The following is a 20,752-nucleotide window of genomic DNA, read 5'->3' as shown; positions in this document are numbered from 1 at the left end:
ATATCAACACCTTATTAAAAGATTTTTATTGAACTTTCTTCTTAAATACAAATTTTATGTCTTTTTGATTAAGTTTGTCTACTTTCATTTCTATAGATGCGACCTTAGCAAATTCGTAAGCTATCATTGTAGCACACCTCCAAGAATCCATTATGACCTCTATCGTTTCTCCAGGATTCATTTTGCTTAACAGTCTAGTAACTAAAACATATCCCTCCGGACATTCCTTCCCTCTATAATCGTATTGTTGTGTGCTCATTTTCATCACACTTATTTCTTTATAGAGAATGCTTTTAAATGATGATATATAGTTTAGGACGGAAACATTATATTATCTATTATGTATTCTACAAGCCTTAGATTTTCATCACTCCTGATTAACCTAGGCACATTAGTTAATAAATCTCCTTTAACAATTTCCCTACAATCAGAAAAGTTAAATGAAACGTTATCCATTTCAACGAAAAAACCGGAGCCCCTATTGGTGTAAAACAAATAATAAACTTTACTCATATCTTGAGAAAGTCCCGTCAACAAGACATTAGGCATCAAAACTCTAAAATTTTTTAAATAACTCTCGAGCTCTTTAGGTAATCCTTCTTTACATATGAGCCACCTAGATTTACATTCCTCATTTGCTTTCTCTTGACAAGACATATTTTCACCTATTAAATAATTCATTTAAGGAATTTATTAATCCCTGCCTATATTTGTTATAGAGGTGAACAAAGCATGAAGTTTTTAAGGTGTAAGCCGGATCAAGTTCCAACAGGAATTGGTAAAAAAGTTGCTATTATTGGAGCCGGAACAGCCGGCTTAGGCGCTGCAGGAATTCTAAGATGTAAAGGTTATCAAGTTACAGTCTATGATATGTTGCCGGAGCCCGGAGGTATGTTAATATTCGGAATACATGTATTCCGAATACCAAAACCCCCTGTTAGAGAAGGCGTTAAAGAATTAATGGACGCAGGAGTAGAATTTGTATTAAATACAAAAATAAACGCAAACATAAGCTATGGTATAATGGACAAAATTATAAGCCCTAAGCAATCAATAGACCTAGAAGATATAATAAAAGAGCATGATGCAACATTAATAGCTACCGGTACATGGGAAAGCAACAAAATGAATGTTAAAGGTGAAGACTTGCCATGGGTATTTCCATCAATGGAATTCATTGTAGCGACCCACCTAGCGAAGTTTGGGTATAGACCATGGGACATAGTTCCTAACATATCAGGAAAGATTTTAGTTATTGGAGGAGGATATACTGCTGAAGATGCAGCATACATTCCTATAACCTACGATGAATTTAAGAACAAGGTTTCTAAGGTAGTCTTATCTTATAGAAGAAGTAAAAAAGAGGCCCCCATGGGAGTAATGGAGATGAACAATATCGAGGCCGCAGGCGTAGAAATATGGGAACTAACAGTACCTACAGAATTTAAAGAACTTAATGGAAAAAGGATAGTCAGAATAATAAGAAACCAATTAGTTCATGCACCTGGAGAAAAGAGACCTAAACCAGTTCCAATACCCGGTAGTGAATTTGAAGTGGAATTTAATTTTGCGTCAAAAGCTGTTGGAGAAAGACCAACTGCACCCTTAACAAACAACTGTTGCGGAATTACTTTGACAGACTGGGGGACAATAGTAACTGATAAGAATTTAATGACTACAAGAAAAGGGGTTTTTGCTGCTGGTGATGTAGTTCATGGCCCATCACAGCTAGGACCTGCTCTAAAAAGCGGGATGGATGCAGCAAATGCAATAATGAAATACCTTTCAAATATTTAAAAAACACTATTTAATAAACCACCATCAAATGGTATCGATGCTCCGCTAATGTAGGTATTTTTACTTATTAAGTAATTAACAAGTTCTCCAATTTCTTCCGGTTTTGCCATTCTTTTCAATGGTATACCTTTTTCTATTTCATTTATTATTTCTTCTTTATTTTTTCTTTCATTTTTAGCTTTAGAGTTTACAATCTCCTCAACCCTTTCAGTCTCAATCCACCCAGGCATTATCATATTTACCCTAATCCCATATTTACCTAGTTCTTTTGCTAAGCTTTTTGTTAATCCAGCTAAAGAAATTCTAACAACGTTGCTTAATATTAGGTTTTCTTGAGGTTCCTTTATTGCAAAACTGCTCAGATATACATAGGAACCTTTGGTATCTTTAATATATTGTAAAGAAAACTTAGTTATCCATACTGCACTTAAAAGTAATGATTTGACAGCTTCATCCCATGCATCTAGTTGGGTCTCTTCAAAGTTACCGGGTTTAGGTGGAGGAGCTACATAAACTAAAGCATCTAATCCCTTTAATATGTTAACTGATTTATCAACTAAGTTTTTAACCTCATTTAGATTTCTCATGTCTGCAAGTATGCCGTAAACTTTACCATAGTCTTTCAAGCTATTTAAAGCATTTGTCAAATTCTCCTCGTTATGACCTGAAATTACAACTTCATTACCATACTGCAATAGAACTTTAGAAATACCATATCCAATCCCTTTAGTTGAAGCAGTGACGATAACTTTCATACACAGCACCAATAAATAAATCTATTAAATAAAAAATAAAAGGCTTTATAATATTAATTTGGGTAACGTTAACGCCTTTTGATACCTTTTTTCAACGTCATCCCAATTAACTACATCCCACCATTTATCTACATAACTTCCCCTATCATTTTTATATTGAAGATAATATGCATGCTCAAATACATCACACGCAAGCAACGGAACCAAGTTCATTGTAATTACACTATTATGCTTCTCTACCTGTGTTATTTTAAGATCTCCAGTTACTGGATCCAATGCTAATATAGCCCATCCTACCCCTTCAACTAGCTTAGCAGCATCGCCAAAAACTTTTTTGAATTTTTCAAAAGATCCAAAATTTTTATTTATTGCATCAGCTATTTGTCCTCCAGGACTTCCACCTCCTTTACCTGTAGGAGCCATGTTTAACCAATATAGTGTATGAAGTATATGACCTCCATAGTTAAATTCGAAGTCTCTTGATACTGCTCTGACATCTAAACTAGACTCTTGGCCATTAAGGTATTTTTCCAATTTCTCAATAGCGGCGTTTGCCCCATTTACATAAGCCAAATGATGCTTGTCGTGATGAAATGTTAATATATCCTTGCTTAATACAGGTTCTAATGCATCATACGAATAAGGTAATGGAGGAAGTTCATATCTCTTATATGATACCATACCATATCGCCTCATTTATATATATTATTCATTCTAGATTTTAAGTTTTAATATAAATTTTTTCTGATTAGAATCCAGTTTTAAAAAATGCTTGGAAAGAACATTTTCTTATCATTTAAAGATAATTCCATTAATTCTATTTTATATACATCCTCTATTATTTCTTTCTTTAACACGCTCATTGGAGATCCGTAAGATTTGATCTGACCGTTTTTCAATAGTAAAACTTTATTTGCTACATTAGCATAATATATTTCATGCATAGTAAATATAACCGTTATTTTCATTTTTGCTGATATATCCTTAATAAACGTAAGTATTTTTGCCTGATTAGTTATATCAAGGAAAGCCACAGGTTCATCTAGCAGAATTATTTTAGGATCTCTAGCGAAACAGCCTGAAAGCAACACTAATCTTTGTTCTCCGCTACTCAAATTACTAAAAGGGGTTTTCAAATAATTCTTTTCAAAAAACTTAAAATACCATTTCCTAACTTTATTTACGTCATCTTTACTAATAAAAAACTTTTTATCATTACCATAAAGCTGTGCTAAAAGTATATCTTCTACATTTGCATATGGATCTATATTCGGATTAGCTGGTAAATATGAAATGATTTTTCTCGATTCTTCAGGTGTTTTCCCGTATAGCAAGATATTACCATAAGTTGGCTTTATTAGACCTGCAATTATTTTTAGCAAAGTAGTTTTTCCAACCCCATTAGGGCCTAATATAGCTAATGTTTCTCCCTCATTTAAACTGAAGTCTATTTTCTTAATTATTTCTTTGTCCTTTATTGAATATGAAACATTATTTACATAAACGCTTTCCATTAAAGCCTACCTCTATATTTTAATGCAAGATAAATTAAGACAGGTGCCCCAAAAATGCTTGTTATAGCCGTTAATGGTGCCTCACTAGGATAGATAACGAGCCTTGCCAATATATCGCTAAAAATGGCTAAAAGCGACCCTGTTAGAAGGCTCATAATTAATGCTTTCCCAAAGTTACTACCGACTATAAGCCTTGCCATCCAAGGTGCCGCTAAGCCTATAAAACCTACAGGTCCTGCCATTGCAACCAATGCTGCTGTCGATAAAGAAGCGGACACTACTGAAATTATTCTAATATAAGATACTTTAACGCCTAAACTTCTCGATATGTCTTCACCTAGCATTAAAGTGTTTATTGCCTTCCAGTTATAAAACATAAACACTAATGAAATTAATACTAGTATAGAACTTTTCTCTAATGTACCCAATGTAGTAAAAGATACGCTGCCAAATAGCCAAAAAAGAACGCTCGGTATTCTTGGGCCCAATTTTATCATATAAATTGTTGTTAATCCACTTAGCAAATAGGATAAAGAAATTCCTGCTATGATTATTGTTGTTGAGGATGACCTAAAAATTGCAGATATTAACAAAATGAAGCCAAGACTGCTTAAAGCTCCTATTAATGAAATGAAATAAAGTTGATAATAGGAATAATACCCAAAGTATTCCGCTAAAGTTACACCAAAAATTGCTCCGGAACTAATTCCCAATAAATATGGGTCTGCTAATGGATTTTTTAAAGTGTATTGAAGAGTTAAACCTGATGAAGATAATCCTATACCTAATAGCAATGAGGCTAAAGTCCTCATTAACCTATAATTTAATATATCTCTATAAGTAGATTGAAGCTTAATTCCTAAAATTGTTTGAATAACTTGATAAAAACCCACTTTAGAATAAGGACCTATTGATAAAGAAATCAAAAATGATATTGGCAATAAAAAAATTAGAATTATTGTTATAATATTATTAATCGACGCTTTCATTAAATTCGCCTATTTGTTTATTGGAAAGCTTGTTGGAGATATATTATTAGGAACGCTTGAAATGTTAAATATGTTTGGATGTGTTATCATCATAAATAATTTTATACCATATACAACTAATGGGCCTGGCTCATTTAAATAATCGGAATAATATCCACTTATCAAATAGACTCTATTGTATTTAATTGCAGTTATATTTTCGTAAGCATTGCCTATTGAACTTTGTAACCAATTAATTAAATCAGTTTCATTTATTAACCCACCATTACTATCAATTATTATTACACTTGGATTAGCATTTAATAATTCTTCAGGACTTATAACTGGCCATCCAGATAAATTAGAAAATACGTTATTGTTTCCAGAGAGCATTATCATATCGTTTTGAAAAGTGCCGCCGCCCGCAACGTAAGTTGGATTTATCCACAACAAATAAGATACGTTTTGGGGTGAAATATTAGCTGTTAAATACCTGAAATAAGATACGTTTGACGACATAGACTCTACCAAATTAACTGCTTGCTTTACATTACCTGTTGCTCTGCCAGCCATTATTATTGCGTTATAAAGATCACCTAAGGAATTATAGGATGGTAATAATACTACCGGTATCCCGTAATTTTCTAATACGTTTGCAACTGATGAAAATTCCCATTCATATGTGCCTATAACTAAATCTGGTCTAGCCGACAATATTTGCTCTATATTTGGTTCCGAATATGTGCTTCCAATATTTATTATTTTTCCGCTATTATATAGACTAATCAGCTCGTTTTCATATTGTGGAGGCAAATAATAAAGGCTATCGTTATCTACCCCAACGATCTGATCTGTAGCATTTATTGCTAATAATATTTCTGTTGTTGCAGGATCTAATGAAACTATTCTTGTCGGATATTGCGGTATTGTAACAGTTTTGTTAGATGCATCTAATAATGTAACAGGAAAGTTATTTTGATTTGCAAAATAATTAATTTTTTGTTCCAAATATAAAACTTCGCTATTTATGCTAGAATTAATGCTATTCACGTTATTTTTTAAAGTTCCAACTTCGTTCGCTAAAAATGCTATTTTTTCACTAAATGTTGCTTGCGTGTTGTTAATATAAATTGCAAGGGTTGAATTTAAATTGTTTATCTCTTTTTGCATCTCATTATACAATGAAATCATGAAAAGCCCCAGACTTCCAAATCCGACAATCACTATTATCAAAATTGCTATTATTAAGTTGCCTGTTTTCACCTTTCCACCTCTGGATACCCTATCCAGTTGTTACTCATTAATAAATCTTTCCTACTAGTATGTATATGCAGGTGCAAATGCGTGGAGAAGATTATTGAAATAGCAAACGAAGTTTCTAGAGAAAAAGTTAGAGGTGCCTCTTGGAGTGCAGAAGCTATGGCTAAAGCGGTATATGAACTAGGAAAAGCAAAAGTAGTTTCATGTAACGATGTAAATGAAATAGCAAAAATTATTGTGAATGCTAATCCAGCTATGGGAAGCCTCTACAATTTATCATTAATACTTAAAAATTCATGTGATTCAAAAAAAGATCTATATTTAGCTGCTCAAAAATTCTTAGAATATATAAATTTATCAAGAAATTCTATAATAAGATATAGCAACAAATTGTTTAGTGAAAATGTTAGCGTCTTTACCCTTAGCAACAGCAGTAACGTATATAATGTAATAAAGGAGAATAAGAATAAAATAAACAAAGTTTTGGTTGCCGAATCATATCCAGGAGGAGAAGGGGCTATATTTGCAACTCAAATAAAAGGCCTTGGTGTAAATGTTGAACTCTATCCAGACGCATCTATAAGCAATGCAATTGAGAAATCAAATTTTGTATTAATAGGGGCTGATACAATAACTATCGACGGATGTTTATTTAATAAAGTTGGAACTAAAAATGCAAGCATAATAGCAAACTATTATGGAAAACCTGTTATCGCTGTTTTTGAGCCTTTCAAAATTAATCCCGCTATGAGATGCGACCAAGATATAACAATAGCAAGATCATATTTAATACAAGGATATGGAGAGCTTTCATATAAGCTCTTTGATCATTTACCTAATAATTTACTTGATGGTATTTTAAGCGTTGACGGACTAATAGATCCTTCAGGATCTAATTTAAGCAGACTTCATGAATCGTTTTTAAATTGGTTTACAAACATTTAAACTTTTATACCCACATAATAGTTATTAGTAAAGTGGGTATATTTGACTTTAATTGCTGCAGTCGATAAATCTAATACTGAAGATGGTAGAGACGTAATAAGCATTTTAAATAATATTTGCAACATGGTAGCAGGCGTAAAGCTAGGAATGCCATTGTTACTAAAGCATGATATAAACCTTTTATCAAATATAAGGAAAATATGCAAAAATAACTTAATTATAGATTTGAAGCTTGCTGACATCGGAGATATTATGATAGATACGGTTGAAATTTTTAAAAATTATGCAGATGCAGTAATAGCTCACTCTTTTATAGGTAAAAATGGCGCTCTGGATAAATTAAAAAACTACCTAGATGAAAATAACATGAAATTAATACTAGTTGGATCCATGAGCCATAAAGGATCAGAAGAAATCTACGATAAAGAAATAAATAATATAATCAGCCTAATAAAAGATATAAATCCATGGGGAATAGTATTACCGGCAACAAGACCAGAAATAATAAAAATATTTAGGAAAGAGTTGGGAAATGAAATAAAGATACTTTCTCCTGGAATAGGGGTTCAAGGAGCCAAACCAGGATCTGCACTTTGTTTTGGAGCAGATTATGAAATAATAGGTAGGTCTATAACAAATTCACCTGATCCAAAAGAAGCAACAAAACTCCTTATATATGAACAAAAAAGGGGGATGTATGAATGCAGGAAGTAAAAAATATTGATTTATTTTCAAAAATTTTATATGAAACCGGTTCAATAAAAGTTGGGAAATTTTTGTTAGCAAGCGGGAAAAGCAGTTCAATATATATTGATATGAGAAAGTTACTGGGGAATATTGATGCATTTAAAATGACTGCTAATCTATTGAGTTTAAGAGTTAATGAAATAAATAAAAATGAAGAACTAGATGTTATTGCCGGAGTTGCAACAGGTGGAATTCCTTGGGCATCTATAGTTGCTTATCTAAATTCAATGCCAATGGCTTACGTAAGACAGCCTAAAGGTCATGGAACAGACAGTAAAATAGAAGGAGCTGATGTAAGCGGCAAGCGCGTTTTGGTAGTTGATGATGTTTCAACAACTGGAGGTAGCATAATAAATTCCATAAACATTGTTAAAACGCAGAAAGGCATAGTCAATTCCTCTATAGTTATAGTCGATAGGGGTGAAGGAGCAATAGAGAATTTAAAAAAGGTGGGTGTTAATTTGTATTATTTATTTTCTTTAAGAGATATTTTAAATAGCCTGGTTTATCAAAAATTAATTGATGTGAATATTTATAATAATATAATTTTTGAGCTATATGGTGGTTAAAATGGGTTGGTTTAATAAAGATGTTGTGAATATTTTAGATTTTAATAGGGAAGATATAGAATTTCTTTTTTCAAAAGCCGATGAAATGAGAAAGCAATTAAAAGAAAAAAAGGTAAAGAAAACATTAAGCGATAAAATAGTAGGCCTTGCCTTTTTTGAGCCATCAACAAGAACACGCATGAGTTTTGAAACAGCTGCAAAAAGGCTTGGCGCTGAAACAGTGGGTTTTACTGGAGAAGAAGGAACTAGCGTAGCTAAAGGAGAAACATTTGCAGATACTATTAAGATGTTGGATTCTTATGTAGATGCCATAGTTTTAAGACATAAATTTGAAGGGGCAGCACTGTTTGCATCAGATATTGCACAAAACCCTATTATTAACGGAGGGGATGGCAAATCACATCATCCTACTCAGGCAATGCTTGATTTATATACGACAAAAACGCTATTTGGTGAAATAGATGGGCTTACATTTGTTTTAATTGGTGATTTAAAATATTCAAGAACTGTTTCCAGCCTTATCTACGGCTTGTCTATGTTTAAACCTAAAGAAATAATATTAATTTCTCCTCAACAGCTTAAATTAAGAGAAGAAATCAAATTATTTGCTATAGATCATGGACTAAGGCTAAGAGAAGAAGAAAATATAGAAGCAATTTCTGAAGCTGATATAATTTACGTAACTAGGATTCAAAAAGAAAGGTTCCCAGATCTCCAGGAATATGAGAAGGTTAAAGGTAGTTATAAAATAACTAAAAAACTTCTTGAAATGCACGCTAAAAAAACAGCTAAAGTCTTGCATCCATTACCAAGGGTCGATGAGCTTAGCCCAGACGTTGATAATACAAATTATCAGGCTTATTTCTTACAGGCAGGCCTAGGAGTTCCATTAAGAATGGCATTATTGTCTTTAGTTTTAGGAGGTGAATAAATTTGGATAAATATAAAGAAGAAAAACTTCTCGTAAGTAAAATAGAAAACGGTACTGTTATTGATCATATTAATTCGGGCAGAGCCTTAGTTGTGTTAAAAATTTTGAACATAAAAGGAAACGAAGGATATAGAATAGCCATTGTCATGAATGTTCCTAGCACAACTATGGGGAAAAAAGATATAGTAAAACTCGAAGATTATTATCCAAATTCGGAAGATCTGGAAAAAATTAGTTTAATTTCTCCGAATGCAACAATAAACATAATAAAGGATTATGAAGTGGTCAAAAAATACAAAGTAGAAATACCTAATAGAATAAAGGGTACCTTAAAATGTAATAATCCAACATGCATAACAAGAAAGTCTAATGAACCAATAGCGAGCAGCTTTACTTTGCTAAGCAAAGATAAAATCAAACTCCAATGTGATTATTGTGGATCAATATTAACTGAAGAAGATGTGATTAAAGAGCTCATTGGCGAATCCCAATGAGTTCAATAAGCTCTATTTGTGGAAACATATATGATAGCAGAGGCTTTCTTGGGAATGGGTGCATTAACGTTAACGAGAATGGTTTTATAGATTCAGTATCAAAGTTGCCGAAATCTGAAAAATTATTTAATTTTGAAAAATACATCATTGGACCTGGTTTAATAGATCTTCACGTTCATCTGAGAGGTCTTGATCTCTCATATAAAGAAGATGAAGAGAGCGGAACAAAATCAGCTCTTCAATCCGGAATTACTCTGGTTGTAGATATGCCTAACACAAAACCTAAACTTGATAATCAAAAGTCAATAAAATTAAAACTTGATTCTTTAAAGAAAAAGAGTTATACTGATTACGGTGTTTATTCATCTATTCCAAAAAACATAGATGATATAGAAGAAATTGTAAAATTACCAATTGCAGGTTTCAAGATATATCCAGAAGATTTGGGAAATAGAATAGAAATTGTAAAAGAAATTTTAAAATTGAATAAACTTATTATACTCCATCCAGAAATGCCTGAGGCTGAAAAAATTAATGATGAAGAAAACATTTTAAGAGGTATATTAAGGGGTTGTAATTTAGAAAGTGCCGCAGTATATTATTTGCATAAAATGAATAGCAACGCCAAAATACACATTACCCATGCAAGCTGTCCTTCAACGGTAATTGAAGCTAAAAAATATAGATATACTGTTGATGTAACACCGCATCATCTTTTTTATAACAGCTATCATGAAGGATGTTACTATAGAGTTAATCCACCTCTAAGAGATGAAACTATACGGCAAAACTTATTAAAATTATTTTTAAATGGATATGTTGATGCGTTATGCAGTGACCATGCTCCGCACTCTGTAAAAGAAAAAGAAAACTTCAAAACATGTCCTTCAGGTATTCCTTGGTTAGGAACTTGGCCATGGATTATATTTAGACTTGTAAAGTATAATTTGATTAGCATTTCTGATTTCTTTTATTATATATCTTATTCGCCATCAATGATATTAAGGCTAAAGAATTATGGATTAATAGAAAAGGGGTACAGGGGGAATTTAATAGTTATAGATAAGGATAAAGTATGGAAATTTACAGAAACTTTTAGCAAAGCGCCTTATTACGGTCATTTCTTAGAGGAAAATTATGGATATATAAAAAGCACTTTCATTGCCGGTAAATTGGTTTTTGATGAAGATGGGCTTATAGAAAAAACTGATACAATAAATGCATTTAATAATTAGTTATTAATTATATTTTAAATTTTTATTGAAAATAAATGCATTATTATACCATAATATAAATCATTGATTTTTCAATTCTTTTTTAATTTTTAAAGATCTTTGATAAATAGTTATTACTCCAAGTATCGCAACTATCAATATTATTATATTAGCTATTAGATTTAATTTGAAAATAGCAAATATCGATGCTATAAACAAAAGAATCAGCCTTTCACTCCTTTCCAACAATCCAACCCCTTCCATCTTAACTCCTAATAATTCACCTTTTGATCTGGCATAACTCACAACTTCTGAAAATCCTAATGCAATAATAGATAAATAAGGATTAACGCCAGCAAATATTAAAGCCAAAAAGAACAACATGTCTGATATTCTGTCAGTCAATGAATCTAAATATGCTCCAAATTTTGTAGTTTTATTAGTTGCCCTAGCAATAGCTCCATCAACTACGTCCATAAGCCCCGAAAGAACTATCATTATAGGAATTAAAACATAAATCCTATAATAAGCTAAAATTGGAGCGATTATTGCAAACATAAATCCTATTAATGTAGCTCCATTAGGCGTTAAGCCTATTTTAGATAGATATTTTCCAACGGTCTTTGGCAGTACCTCATTTACATATTTTCTCAGTTTACCAAGCAAAATAATTACCTCATGTATATCTTCCAGCATTAATACTCAATATATGACCTGTTATACCTCTGGAGAGTTTTGGATCTGCGAGGAAATAGACTGATTCCGCTATGTCTTCTGGTTCTAAAATTATTTTTAGAGGATGCAAATCTATAATGCTTTTTTTCTTATTTTCATCTTTTAAGACTTCTGCTACCATATCTGTATTGACAAAGCTCGGTGCAATAGCATTAACTCTAATTCCATATTTTGCTAATTCGTTTGACAGCCTTTTCGTAAAGCCTATAACTCCTGCTTTTGCAGCCGAATAAGAAACTCCTCCAAAAACGCTTCCAGTTTCACCCGCTATGCTTGATATGTTAATTATAGAAGCCCATTGCGATTTTTTTAATAAACTTAAGAAATACTTTGTAACCAAAAATACACCTGTTAGGTCAACAGATATAATTTTATTCCACTCTTCTAAAGTCATTTCTTCAAAAGAAGTATAGCTAATTATTCCTGCATTGTTTACTAAAACATTTACATGATCTTCCATTGAATTAACTATTTCTGAGAAATTTCTAACACTTTCTTCATTAGAAACATCTACTTTAAAACCAAATGCATTAGCTGCTCCTTCTGATTTTAGTTCTCTTAATGTTTCATCAGCTTTTTCTTTGTTCTTATTGTAAGTAATTATTACTTCATAACCTTCTTTTGAGAACCTTTTAGCTATAGCTTTTCCTATTCCTCTATCCCCGCCTGTTATTATTACAACATTACCCAATCTAACCCCCATTACTATTTTTATATTTGAATTTAAATTTTTAATACAGCCCTTCCAATTAACTTTCCGTTAATCATATCATTATATGCATCGTTTATATCATCTAATTTATATGCTTTATAAAAGGGTTTTATTTTTCCTTTGCTTATAAAATCTATAGCTTCTTGATATTCTTTTTTTGTATAAGCAGCTGAGCCTATAATGCTAATTTCATTCATTACAATAAAAGCTGGTCTCATCAAGTTTATAGCTTCACCAGATATGTTACCAACTAAAATAAGTTTTCCTTGCTTTTTTAATGAAAGCATGCTTTCGTTTATAGTTAAACTACCCACAATTTCAAACACAGCATCCATTTTTCCGCTTTTTTTATAAAAATCAAATGATACAACAGGTGTAACATTTAGTTCCTTTAATATCTTGGCCTTTTCTTCATTTCTTACATAAGCATAAACATCATAATAATCTGAAAGGTATTGAATAGCATGAATACCTACACCACCATTTGCTCCAGTAACTAATACCTTAGATCCTTTATCAAGATGAGCTAAATTGTTTGCATGAATTATAGTTGCTACTCCGCAAGATGCTGCAGCATATTTTTCATAATCCATATCTGGTAATTCTATTAAATTCCATTCAGGAACGGCTATATATTCACTATACCCCCCAAAATCTCTTTCACCTAATATTGAATAATCATTGCAAAGATTTTCTTTTCCTTCCATTAAATCCAAGCAACTTTTCCCCACTTTTGCTGGAAAAACTGCTACACTTTTCCCTTTATATTCTCCAAATATCTCATGACCTAATATTAAAGGTGGCTTTAAATTTTTAAAACCTCCCTTCCATATTACTAGATCTCTTCCGCATATTCCAACAGCTTTTATATTAACAACGACCTCATTTTCTTTTGGTTTGATATCAATTTCCTCAATAGAAAATGGCTTTCTAAACTCTTTTAAAATTGCAGCTCTGCTTTTCATGTTGATCACACAACAATTATTATCAGATAAAGATTATAAAAATTAAAGCAAAATATATTATTATTAATTTTTTATATCATCTTATAAAGCTAGATGCAAAACCTTGAAAATCATATATATTCCTACAACAACTATAATTATACCATAGGCTTTCTTCAAAGTATTTTTAGGAGCTTTGACAGCTAAAGAAGTACCAATAAACCCTCCTAATAAACCTCCTATTAAATATAATAAAGATATAGAAACTATTGTATTACCATAATATAAATAAAGCAGCCCGCTTGTCAGTCCAAAAGCTCCCACACTTATTAAAGAAGTTCCAATAGCCCTTGATATACATAAGGAAGCGGAAAACATAAGAGCTGGTACAATTAAAAATCCTCCTCCAATTCCAAAATATCCACTTACAAGACCTACAATGAAGCCAAACAAACCGGCTAACATTAATGATCTAGTTGTTAGTTTTTTACATTTAATAGCTGATTCATTAATTCTTGGTATTTCTTCATGGGTCCCTGCCTTTACTGCATTTCTTCCGAATCCAACATAAAATCCTAATATTATCATAGCAATTGCAAAGTAAAATAATAAACTATTACCAGGTGTTATATGGCCCAAATAAGTTCCTATTAGAGATCCAACAACTCCTACTCCAGCAAAAACTCCACCTATTTTTACTGCCACATTCTTTTTTCTTAAATGCATATAAAAATTAGCAAAAGCATTTAATCCTACAGCTAACGCAGTTGTCCCTAATGCTATATGAGCTGCATTAGGCATGCTACTCAATCCTACAAAATAGAGCAAAAGAGGCACAGCAAGTATCGAGCCCCCTCCGCCAATTAAGCCAAGAGAAAATCCAACTATAACACCAGATACTATTGATAACATATATTGATCCAGTGTTATCATTTTTATCACTTTTACAAATTATAATTTGTAGATTTTAGAAGAATATAAAGTTTTATGTATTTAAAATTTACATTAAATTTTATACTAATTATTAAATTATATCCCATAATTTCAATTCCTTTATTAATTCATTATATGCAATAATCCTCGATACATTCCTTGTTCCAAGAGGACCTGGCTTTTTCATAAAGAACCTGTTTACTGATGAGTTAGTTCCTTTATATCCCCTCTCTATTAATGCCTTGGTTATAGGAATTATTGATGCCATTACTCCCCCTAAATTAGCCTTATCATTTATTCTTCCGGTTACAACTATCTCATCTGTATATCCTCCAAAACTTGTATATTCTATGTGCATTGCTATAAATTTTCTATCTCCTAATGGCTCTAAAAATCCTGTTGGCTTAATATAGTGAGGGGCATCATAACCAAGTATATCATTAACTATGCTTCCTTTAGTATTTTCCTTTGACTTGTTTCTTTCAGGCTCTGTTAAACTTAAGAAATCCATATTGCCTCCTATATTAAATTGAACAACTGATGAAACTTTTCTATTCCTTTCTGCCATATGTTCTAACAAGTCTGCAGTGAGAGGTGTTGCACCTGTCGCAGCATCGTCCCCAAATATTAGACCTCCAACTTTTTCATAATATGACACTATGCCAGGCGAATTTGCTAATAAGGGTGGTGTCAAGTTAATAAAAGAAACCTTATTATATAGCCTGCTATATTCTGCAGCTGCATATGCATAAGTCAAAGAAGCACCTCCATTGCAACTACCTGCAAATCTAACAAATTCAGACTCATTATTTACTTGAACTTGCTTTTCAGTTGTAATTATATTAACGATCACGTCCGGTTTCAATTTATTAAGTAAGGAAATAAATTCTTTTATTGCAATATTAGGATCCCCAATTATATCGTCAAGCCCTGTGGCATCTATAGGCAAACCTGCAAGGCTTTTGCAATGCAATCCTCTTAGAATTTCAATGTCTTTTAATGAATTTGGAACATTATTTTCGTTTAATAATTTACTTGTTACCGAATACATATCTAGGCCTATTTTTTTGTTGTCTACGTCAAAAACCCCAACAATTTGTATATCCTCAGGTCTGTATGACTTAAACAAATTCCCAAAAGGTATACCATAGCTATCTATTTCGCCCATCTTTATCCTTTCGATCCCTGCAGCAAAATATGCTGCGCCTGGTCCAGCCCCTAACAGCACTGTCCTAATTGGCAACTCTCACACCTTATCTTTTTATTATTATGCATTAACAGATATAAAACCTTTCCGTTTCTGAAAGAATTTATTTTATTGATCTATTTATAACGACTGGTATTTCCTTTATTTGCTTAAAGCTTCTCCTGCAGCAACGTCTGGAGTAAAACTTATATATTGAACCATACTTCCCCTTATGAGTATCTTTCCTATTTTAGCAACCACTTGCTTCCCATCTTTAACTTCTATGGAATCATCTAATATCAGGTTCATAGTTGAATCTGTCATCTTTAAAGTACCTACAAATTCGCTTCCATCTTTTAACCTAACATATACCTGAGTATCTATCGCGTCTCTTAAATACTTCATGGGACTAACTGACTTATTTTCTCCCGGCATCTTATACACCTTTCACCATTTCTCATGCTTTATTTGTAGGGTAGAATATATTAAAGCTTATATATTCCATTAATTTGTTTGCTCCATTTTACCATACTTCTTTATTATTTCATATAACCTCTTTGGATTCTTAGAATAGAACCTTAACTTTGTTATTGTTCTTTTACCCTCTTTAATTATTTCAACAAATCTTCTTTCTTCATTTATATTAACATTGGTTTCATTTGGTAATGGAAAAGCTATCCCTTTTGTTGATAACATACCTTTTATTACAATGCCCTTATCTGTAACTGTATATTGAGATGGAACGTTAACCATGGGAAGTTTCTTAATTCTACTTACTGCCCACATTGTATTTAACATAGTAATAGCAAAATACCCTTCAAAATATATTAAGAAACCTAGGAACAAGTCTATCCTGTAATTAGTTATGAAGTTTTCTAAGTACCTTGATAAATCTGGTACATATTTAAACAATACAAAGAAGTATATTAATCCTATAAACATACCTATTGTTGTATACATAGTAAAACGGGATTGCTCTTGAAAGTCTACCATAATTTGCTTATCCTTCATTTGTATGCTCCTTGTTTCCGGTTCATGATAAAGCCTTTTACCTTGCAGTACCTCATGCGCTTTAGTATTTTTACCTATTGGACTTCCACTTAAATAGCTTTGCAAGAACATGCTTATTATAACAAATACTATAACTAAAATAAATAATAAATAATTAACTCCTATTATTGCCGCCAAAATTGAATATAATATAATATATGCTTGATTCAACAGAGTTGACTTCCACCTTTGCTCGACGTAAAATGACATCCTTTTTCCCCTAGCTAGCTTCTACACTTACTTTATCTTTGTCACTTTTTAAATTCAAATCAACAGATTTAAATTATTATAATCTGTTAGTAAGTTAGGGACAACTATGCAAATTAAATCCGGTATTGCAATAGTTGGCGAAAACTTAGATATAATAAACAACGTGTGCATAAATATAAATGAAGATGGAATTATTGAATCTATAGAAAAATCTAATAATTGTAATAACTATATTGGTAATGAGAACCTAATAGCAATTCCGCAGCCAGCTAACGCCCATGTACACAGCGGTGATAATAGTTTTCCTGAATATGGGGTTAAAGAAGAACTTCATGAATTAGTTGCATACCCTAATGGGTTAAAGCATAAACTTTTGAGCTCTTTAAGCTATGAGAAACTAATAGGAGGAATATCTTCATTTTACAGCATAGCCTATAATATGGGAATTGGATTGGTTGTAGATTTTAGAGAAGGGGGAGGAATAGGTTGCAAGGCTTCAAAAGAAGCACAAAAATATGTAAAAGATATGGACGTTGTAGTGCTAGGTAGACCTGGTCCAGACTTTCCGAACAATTGTGATGGTTTAGGAATTTCAAGCCCTATTGATTATAAAGAAGATTACGTCATAGATTTGTCAAAAAAGTTTAAGCCTTCTATGACCCATATAGCAGAAGATGAAAAAACTAGAAAAAACAATGATTTTGAAATTGCAATGAAATCCGATTTTAATGCATTTATACATGGTCTCTATTTAAATGAGAAAGACTTCGAAAACTTATCACATAAAAACATTTACCTAATATTCTGTCCTTCTAGCAATATGTGGCATGGAATGAGATTTCCTCCTGTAGAACTAACATTAAAATATAATATAAAATTTGCAATAGGAACTGACAACGCTTCTTGGTTTTTACCTGATGTTTTTAGAGAAACATATGAGCTACTCCTCATCTTGAGATTAAATAGGATAAGAGGTGAAGAGGTGGCTAAAGAATTAATGAAGTCATTATATATAAATGGTTATAAATCAGTTGGTCTAGAACCTAGACTAATAGAAGAAGGAAAGACAGCACATTTCTTATTAATAGATGGCTATAACTCTGGAATAATTAATTCAATAAATATATATAATTCCATAATAAAAAGAGTTCAGCCTGAATTTATAAAATTTAGAATAGACAAAAATAATTTAAAAAATATAGGTTTATTCTTTTCCTAGACCTGAATCTATAAGTTTTTTAAGGTTAACAGTATCTAACACATTTCCAGTAATTTTTAGTTGCCTAGTCATAAACGCTTTCATGGAATCAAGCTCTCCACTTATAATTTTTTTCATTACTTCTGGCTTTGCTGAAAGAGTTGCTATTGGATTTGGATGTTTCCCGTTTGAAATCTTCATTTTTCCATTTGATAGTTCTACGTAAAATTCTCCAACACCTTCTATAACAAACTGGTAAACTTTATTCCATGTTTTAATTTCTGGTACTTTTTCAGAACCCTTCTCATAAATTCTTTCCAATGCATTCTTCATTTCATCTAGAGACATTTTTTCACCCATTTTTTATTTTTATTATAAAGAATAATTAATCTTATATTAATGTATTAGTTAATAAAAGGTCATTTAGCATATTTATATATTCCTTTTAATATTACTTGTTTTTTCTTAACTTATTGGTTTAACTCATGTTGGCTAGGTTGTTTTGGCCTGGCCGCGTACCACGTACCTCACGAGTGACTCATATACTTAGTCAACACACTGCTTGTCGCTACAGATCTTGGCGTATCTGATAGCTTCCCTGACGCTTAAGCTATATTCGTCGACCTTCCCGGTCGTTCTTCAGCTCAGCCATGATGATAATGTTAGCCATAATGCCCGCCGTTGGGCTGCTGGCTTCTGACGGAAGGTTTGGGTTCGCTGGTGCGTTCCTGATGCTTGAGGTAGTTACCGTCGCCTTCCTCCTTGCAGAGCTGCCGCTAAGGCCACAGCACGAGCTGAGTAAAGCGGTAAAGTCAGCTTGAGGGCCTTCCGCCCTAGGATCTGAGGTGTTTTTGTTGTTGAGGGACAGGGAAAAGGTTAGCTCCGCCGCGGGCCTGGTACAGGCAGTGGCCATCATAGTCACTTTGACGCTTTCGGTGAGGGCAAGTAACAACGTGCTGCAGACGACTGTCCTGCTCCTCGCGAAGTTCGACCTGACATACACACAGCTCGAGGTCGGCCTGCTCATGGCCACCATGTTCACCTACACCCTCGTGGCCGCGCTCGTTAACAGCAGGGTGAGCGTCACAGCTCACAGGCGCCTCTTCATCCTGTTCAGCGCACTCTACGCGCTCAGCCTCTTCACTTTCACCTTCTCAAACAGGATGCCTGTCCTGGCCTACGTCTCGCTGGCGGGGGTGAGCTATGGGTTCATCTTCCCGAACATAATGACGGCTGCCCAGCTCTTCCCTGACCAGAGGCTCAGGGAGAGGGTCATAGCAGCCTACACGCTCGCGCTGACCATCAGCCTGATAGCGGGCCCTGCCCTGGAGTCCCTGATCCTGGCACACTTCCCACTGAGGCTGTCTTTCCTCTTCTTCACGCCGCTCGGCATAGTCGTGGTTGCGCTGTCCCCCCTTGTGAGGTCCCCCGAGGGAGCCGGGTAAATGCAGGGAGGATAGGGGAAAGGGCCTCTCTGTGTGGTCAAGGGTGGGCTTCAGGGTCGGAATTTACACGTTCCTCGTGTACAGCGTGCCAACGGCCGTGCTGCTCACCTTTGGCAGGATATTCGCCAAGGAGGCGTTCCATGCGCCCTACTGGCGCCTACGAAGTTTGGTATCCTGCCGTGGACAGGTCTTGGAAACGATGCCACGTTGGTCCTCTCCATGAGGTCCCATATTCTCTGCCTGAGCATCTGCTTCTCGTCGGCCTCCTGCAAGGCTCCCAGCTCCACCCTAGGTTATGGGCCTGGGCCTTTTAGCTGGCTCACTGACCCTGGAAGCCTTGGGCCAGGTGACGTGATCATAATAGACCTCAGGGGGTCAGCCGTGCTGAGGGCCAGTCTCATCATTTTATGGGCAGGGGCATCGACGTGGTTTCGAAAGGCGGGGCTGTATGGATTAGGGGGTCTGGCACACTGGCCGGAAGTGCCTCCACGCTGGAAATAGGTATGGCTAACTTGTATAGGGTTGGGATCAACCTATCTGATGCCGTGGGGGTGCGACCCAGAACCTAGCTACATCCATAGGGGCCCACTTGAGGGAGAGGGTCGGGGAGCTGAGGGCTAACATGAGAGGCGGCGTGATAGTCCTTGACAAGGAGCTGAAGGTTGTGGCGTCGATAGTTGGCGGCGTGACATGCGGAAGCCTTTAAGGACGCATGGTTAATATAGTAAGATCTTCCCCCCTTAGGGGTGCAGAGGCTTCAGACGCTTCAACTCATTGCACTCACCGTTGCTCTCTCTGCGATTGGGGACATGGCTAACAAGGTAATCATTGAGGTTGAGGCCCGACCGGGGCCAGAAAAAGGGCTTAGGTGAGGGGTTCTAACTGGGCCCTTGAGCTCAGCCGTTTATTAGGTACACGTTGAAGTCGTTGGTCAGGACGCCCAGCCACTCGCCCCCAGCGTCGGCGTTGGGCACCCCGTTGACAAGGGAGTCGTGGACGTTGTAGGCGCTCTCAGCAGTGTCAGAGCCGAAGGTGTAGAGAGAGGGCATTGGCGTCAGCCTCCCGGTGGAGTTCACATAGTAGAGGCCGAGCGTTGAGTTGAGGTTCACGAACTGGGTCGGGGCCCCGTTGCCGCCCCCTCCCCA

25 protein-coding genes are annotated in these 20,752 nt (G+C 34.4%); 9 read left to right on the top strand and 16 right to left on the bottom strand.

Annotated elements, in window-relative coordinates; all coding sequences use genetic code 11:
• Positions 1–25: 25 nt before the first annotated feature.
• Complete coding sequence (locus RXO53_RS04980; protein ID WP_410713154.1) at positions 26–259, bottom strand: sulfurtransferase TusA family protein; 234 nt, start codon at positions 257–259, stop codon at positions 26–28.
• Positions 260–312: 53 nt separating this feature from the next.
• Positions 313–657 carry a hypothetical protein gene (locus RXO53_RS04975; RefSeq protein WP_410713153.1) on the bottom strand — a complete coding sequence of 115 codons (345 nt, stop codon included), beginning with the start codon at positions 655–657 and terminating at the stop codon, positions 313–315.
• A 75-nt stretch (positions 658–732) separates the two neighbouring features.
• On the opposite strand from RXO53_RS04975, the gene RXO53_RS04970 reads away from it, so the two are divergent.
• A complete protein-coding gene (locus tag RXO53_RS04970) occupies positions 733–1,797 on the top strand; it encodes an FAD-dependent oxidoreductase (protein WP_410713152.1) in 1,065 nt (354 codons plus the stop codon).
• On the opposite strand, the gene RXO53_RS04965 is transcribed toward RXO53_RS04970, so the two are convergent.
• From RXO53_RS04965 to RXO53_RS04945, 5 genes are all read right to left on the bottom strand, one after another.
• Positions 1,794–2,552, bottom strand: a complete 759-nt coding sequence (locus RXO53_RS04965) for an SDR family oxidoreductase (protein ID WP_410713151.1) — start codon at positions 2,550–2,552, stop codon at positions 1,794–1,796. The two genes, RXO53_RS04970 and RXO53_RS04965, sit on opposite strands and share 4 nt — an antisense overlap.
• A 45-nt stretch (positions 2,553–2,597) precedes the next feature.
• A complete protein-coding gene (locus RXO53_RS04960; protein WP_410713150.1) occupies positions 2,598–3,233 on the bottom strand; it encodes a superoxide dismutase in 636 nt (211 codons plus the stop codon).
• A gap of 80 nt (positions 3,234–3,313) precedes the next feature.
• Entirely contained in the window at positions 3,314–4,066 is a 753-nt protein-coding gene (locus tag RXO53_RS04955) for an ABC transporter ATP-binding protein (protein WP_410713149.1), read from the bottom strand.
• On the bottom strand, positions 4,066–5,055 hold the full coding sequence (locus RXO53_RS04950; RefSeq protein ID WP_410713148.1) for a FecCD family ABC transporter permease: 990 nt from the start codon (positions 5,053–5,055) through the stop codon (positions 4,066–4,068). Before RXO53_RS04950 ends, RXO53_RS04955 begins: the two co-directional genes overlap by 1 nt.
• Before the next feature lie 9 nt (positions 5,056–5,064).
• Complete coding sequence (locus RXO53_RS04945; RefSeq protein WP_410713147.1) at positions 5,065–6,297, bottom strand: ABC transporter substrate-binding protein; 1,233 nt, start codon at positions 6,295–6,297, stop codon at positions 5,065–5,067.
• Positions 6,298–6,378: 81 nt separating this feature from the next.
• Between RXO53_RS04945 and RXO53_RS04940 the strand changes: the two genes are divergently transcribed.
• Genes RXO53_RS04940 through pyrC form a run of 6 tightly spaced genes read left to right on the top strand, consistent with a single transcriptional unit; the run spans position 6,379 to position 11,215 of the window.
• Positions 6,379–7,239 carry a hypothetical protein gene (locus RXO53_RS04940; RefSeq protein WP_410713146.1) on the top strand — a complete coding sequence of 287 codons (861 nt, stop codon included), beginning with the start codon at positions 6,379–6,381 and terminating at the stop codon, positions 7,237–7,239.
• A 42-nt stretch (positions 7,240–7,281) separates the two neighbouring features.
• Positions 7,282–7,953, top strand: a complete 672-nt coding sequence (pyrF, locus tag RXO53_RS04935) for an orotidine-5'-phosphate decarboxylase (protein ID WP_410713145.1) — start codon at positions 7,282–7,284, stop codon at positions 7,951–7,953.
• Positions 7,941–8,555 carry an orotate phosphoribosyltransferase gene (pyrE, locus tag RXO53_RS04930; RefSeq protein WP_410713144.1) on the top strand — a complete coding sequence of 205 codons (615 nt, stop codon included), beginning with the start codon at positions 7,941–7,943 and terminating at the stop codon, positions 8,553–8,555. The genes pyrF and pyrE overlap by 13 nt, the downstream gene beginning before the upstream one ends.
• 1 nt (position 8,556) lies before the next feature.
• Positions 8,557–9,486 (top strand): aspartate carbamoyltransferase, encoded by a 930-nt coding sequence (gene pyrB / locus RXO53_RS04925; protein WP_410713143.1) that lies wholly within the window; start codon positions 8,557–8,559, stop codon positions 9,484–9,486.
• Between the two features lie 2 nt (positions 9,487–9,488).
• Positions 9,489–9,980, top strand: coding sequence for an aspartate carbamoyltransferase regulatory subunit (gene pyrI, locus RXO53_RS04920; RefSeq protein WP_410713142.1), 492 nt, complete (start codon positions 9,489–9,491; stop codon positions 9,978–9,980).
• Positions 9,977–11,215: a dihydroorotase gene (gene pyrC / locus RXO53_RS04915; protein WP_410713141.1), complete on the top strand. Its 1,239-nt coding sequence runs from the start codon at positions 9,977–9,979 to the stop codon at positions 11,213–11,215. The genes pyrI and pyrC overlap by 4 nt, the downstream gene beginning before the upstream one ends.
• Positions 11,216–11,275: 60 nt before the next feature.
• Here pyrC and pgsA read toward each other — a convergent pair whose 3' ends face one another.
• The 7 genes from pgsA to RXO53_RS04880 all read right to left on the bottom strand — a co-directional run bounded on the left by pgsA (position 11,276) and on the right by RXO53_RS04880 (position 16,964).
• Complete coding sequence (gene pgsA, locus RXO53_RS04910; RefSeq protein ID WP_410713140.1) at positions 11,276–11,860, bottom strand: archaetidylinositol phosphate synthase; 585 nt, start codon at positions 11,858–11,860, stop codon at positions 11,276–11,278.
• A gap of 10 nt (positions 11,861–11,870) precedes the next feature.
• Complete coding sequence (locus RXO53_RS04905) at positions 11,871–12,620, bottom strand: SDR family NAD(P)-dependent oxidoreductase (protein ID WP_410713139.1); 750 nt, start codon at positions 12,618–12,620, stop codon at positions 11,871–11,873.
• A gap of 32 nt (positions 12,621–12,652) precedes the next feature.
• Positions 12,653–13,606, bottom strand: a complete 954-nt coding sequence (locus RXO53_RS04900) for an alcohol dehydrogenase catalytic domain-containing protein (protein ID WP_410713138.1) — start codon at positions 13,604–13,606, stop codon at positions 12,653–12,655.
• A gap of 81 nt (positions 13,607–13,687) precedes the next feature.
• A complete protein-coding gene (locus RXO53_RS04895) occupies positions 13,688–14,518 on the bottom strand; it encodes a sulfite exporter TauE/SafE family protein (protein ID WP_410713137.1) in 831 nt (276 codons plus the stop codon).
• A gap of 91 nt (positions 14,519–14,609) precedes the next feature.
• On the bottom strand, positions 14,610–15,761 hold the full coding sequence (locus tag RXO53_RS04890; protein ID WP_410713136.1) for an inositol-3-phosphate synthase: 1,152 nt from the start codon (positions 15,759–15,761) through the stop codon (positions 14,610–14,612).
• 105 nt (positions 15,762–15,866) lie between these two features.
• Positions 15,867–16,139 (bottom strand): U6 snRNA-associated Sm-like protein LSm6, encoded by a 273-nt coding sequence (locus tag RXO53_RS04885; protein ID WP_410713135.1) that lies wholly within the window; start codon positions 16,137–16,139, stop codon positions 15,867–15,869.
• Between the two features lie 69 nt (positions 16,140–16,208).
• Complete coding sequence (locus RXO53_RS04880) at positions 16,209–16,964, bottom strand: DUF2208 family protein (protein ID WP_410713134.1); 756 nt, start codon at positions 16,962–16,964, stop codon at positions 16,209–16,211.
• 106 nt (positions 16,965–17,070) lie between these two features.
• On the opposite strand from RXO53_RS04880, the gene RXO53_RS04875 reads away from it, so the two are divergent.
• The gene (locus RXO53_RS04875; protein WP_410713133.1) at positions 17,071–18,183 is read left to right on the top strand and encodes an amidohydrolase family protein; all 1,113 of its coding nucleotides are present in this window, start codon (positions 17,071–17,073) and stop codon (positions 18,181–18,183) included.
• Here RXO53_RS04875 and RXO53_RS04870 read toward each other — a convergent pair.
• Entirely contained in the window at positions 18,169–18,510 is a 342-nt protein-coding gene (locus RXO53_RS04870) for an SCP2 sterol-binding domain-containing protein (RefSeq protein ID WP_410713132.1), read from the bottom strand. The genes RXO53_RS04875 and RXO53_RS04870 overlap by 15 nt on opposite strands.
• A gap of 506 nt (positions 18,511–19,016) precedes the next feature.
• On the opposite strand from RXO53_RS04870, the gene RXO53_RS04865 reads away from it, so the two are divergent.
• Positions 19,017–19,607 (top strand): MFS transporter, encoded by a 591-nt coding sequence (locus RXO53_RS04865; protein ID WP_410713131.1) that lies wholly within the window; start codon positions 19,017–19,019, stop codon positions 19,605–19,607.
• 896 nt (positions 19,608–20,503) lie between these two features.
• Here the strand turns inward: RXO53_RS04865 and RXO53_RS04860 are convergent.
• A partial coding sequence (locus RXO53_RS04860) for a thermopsin family protease (RefSeq protein ID WP_410713130.1) occupies positions 20,504–20,752 on the bottom strand: 249 nt, incomplete at its 5' end.

It is taken from the genome of Caldisphaera sp. (assembly GCF_046536515.1).
Taxonomy (GTDB): domain Archaea; phylum Thermoproteota; class Thermoprotei_A; order Sulfolobales; family Acidilobaceae; genus Caldisphaera.
The sequence above is the reverse complement of the archived record's forward strand: the minus strand, read 5'-3'. Positions and strand labels throughout refer to the sequence as shown.

Excerpts from the sequence above, each read along its gene's own strand:
- RXO53_RS04885 (WP_410713135.1), bottom strand. The coding sequence starts at position 16,139 with ATGCCGGGAGAAAATAAGTCAGTTAGTCCCATGAAGTATTTAAGAGAC.
- RXO53_RS04960 (WP_410713150.1), bottom strand. The coding sequence starts at position 3,233 with ATGGTATCATATAAGAGATATGAACTTCCTCCATTACCTTATTCGTAT.
- RXO53_RS04970 (WP_410713152.1), top strand. The coding sequence starts at position 733 with ATGAAGTTTTTAAGGTGTAAGCCGGATCAAGTTCCAACAGGAATTGGT.
- RXO53_RS04900 (WP_410713138.1), bottom strand. The coding sequence starts at position 13,606 with ATGAAAAGCAGAGCTGCAATTTTAAAAGAGTTTAGAAAGCCATTTTCT.
- pyrE (WP_410713144.1), top strand. The coding sequence starts at position 7,941 with ATGCAGGAAGTAAAAAATATTGATTTATTTTCAAAAATTTTATATGAA.
- RXO53_RS04895 (WP_410713137.1), bottom strand. The coding sequence starts at position 14,518 with ATGATAACACTGGATCAATATATGTTATCAATAGTATCTGGTGTTATA.
- RXO53_RS04870 (WP_410713132.1), bottom strand. The coding sequence starts at position 18,510 with ATGTCTCTAGATGAAATGAAGAATGCATTGGAAAGAATTTATGAGAAG.
- RXO53_RS04955 (WP_410713149.1), bottom strand. The coding sequence starts at position 4,066 with ATGGAAAGCGTTTATGTAAATAATGTTTCATATTCAATAAAGGACAAA.
- RXO53_RS04965 (WP_410713151.1), bottom strand. The coding sequence starts at position 2,552 with ATGAAAGTTATCGTCACTGCTTCAACTAAAGGGATTGGATATGGTATT.
- RXO53_RS04975 (WP_410713153.1), bottom strand. The coding sequence starts at position 657 with ATGTCTTGTCAAGAGAAAGCAAATGAGGAATGTAAATCTAGGTGGCTC.
- RXO53_RS04880 (WP_410713134.1), bottom strand. The coding sequence starts at position 16,964 with ATGTCATTTTACGTCGAGCAAAGGTGGAAGTCAACTCTGTTGAATCAA.
- pyrC (WP_410713141.1), top strand. The coding sequence starts at position 9,977 with ATGAGTTCAATAAGCTCTATTTGTGGAAACATATATGATAGCAGAGGC.
- RXO53_RS04980 (WP_410713154.1), bottom strand. The coding sequence starts at position 259 with ATGAGCACACAACAATACGATTATAGAGGGAAGGAATGTCCGGAGGGA.
- RXO53_RS04875 (WP_410713133.1), top strand. The coding sequence starts at position 17,071 with ATGCAAATTAAATCCGGTATTGCAATAGTTGGCGAAAACTTAGATATA.
- RXO53_RS04950 (WP_410713148.1), bottom strand. The coding sequence starts at position 5,055 with ATGAAAGCGTCGATTAATAATATTATAACAATAATTCTAATTTTTTTA.
- pyrB (WP_410713143.1), top strand. The coding sequence starts at position 8,557 with ATGGGTTGGTTTAATAAAGATGTTGTGAATATTTTAGATTTTAATAGG.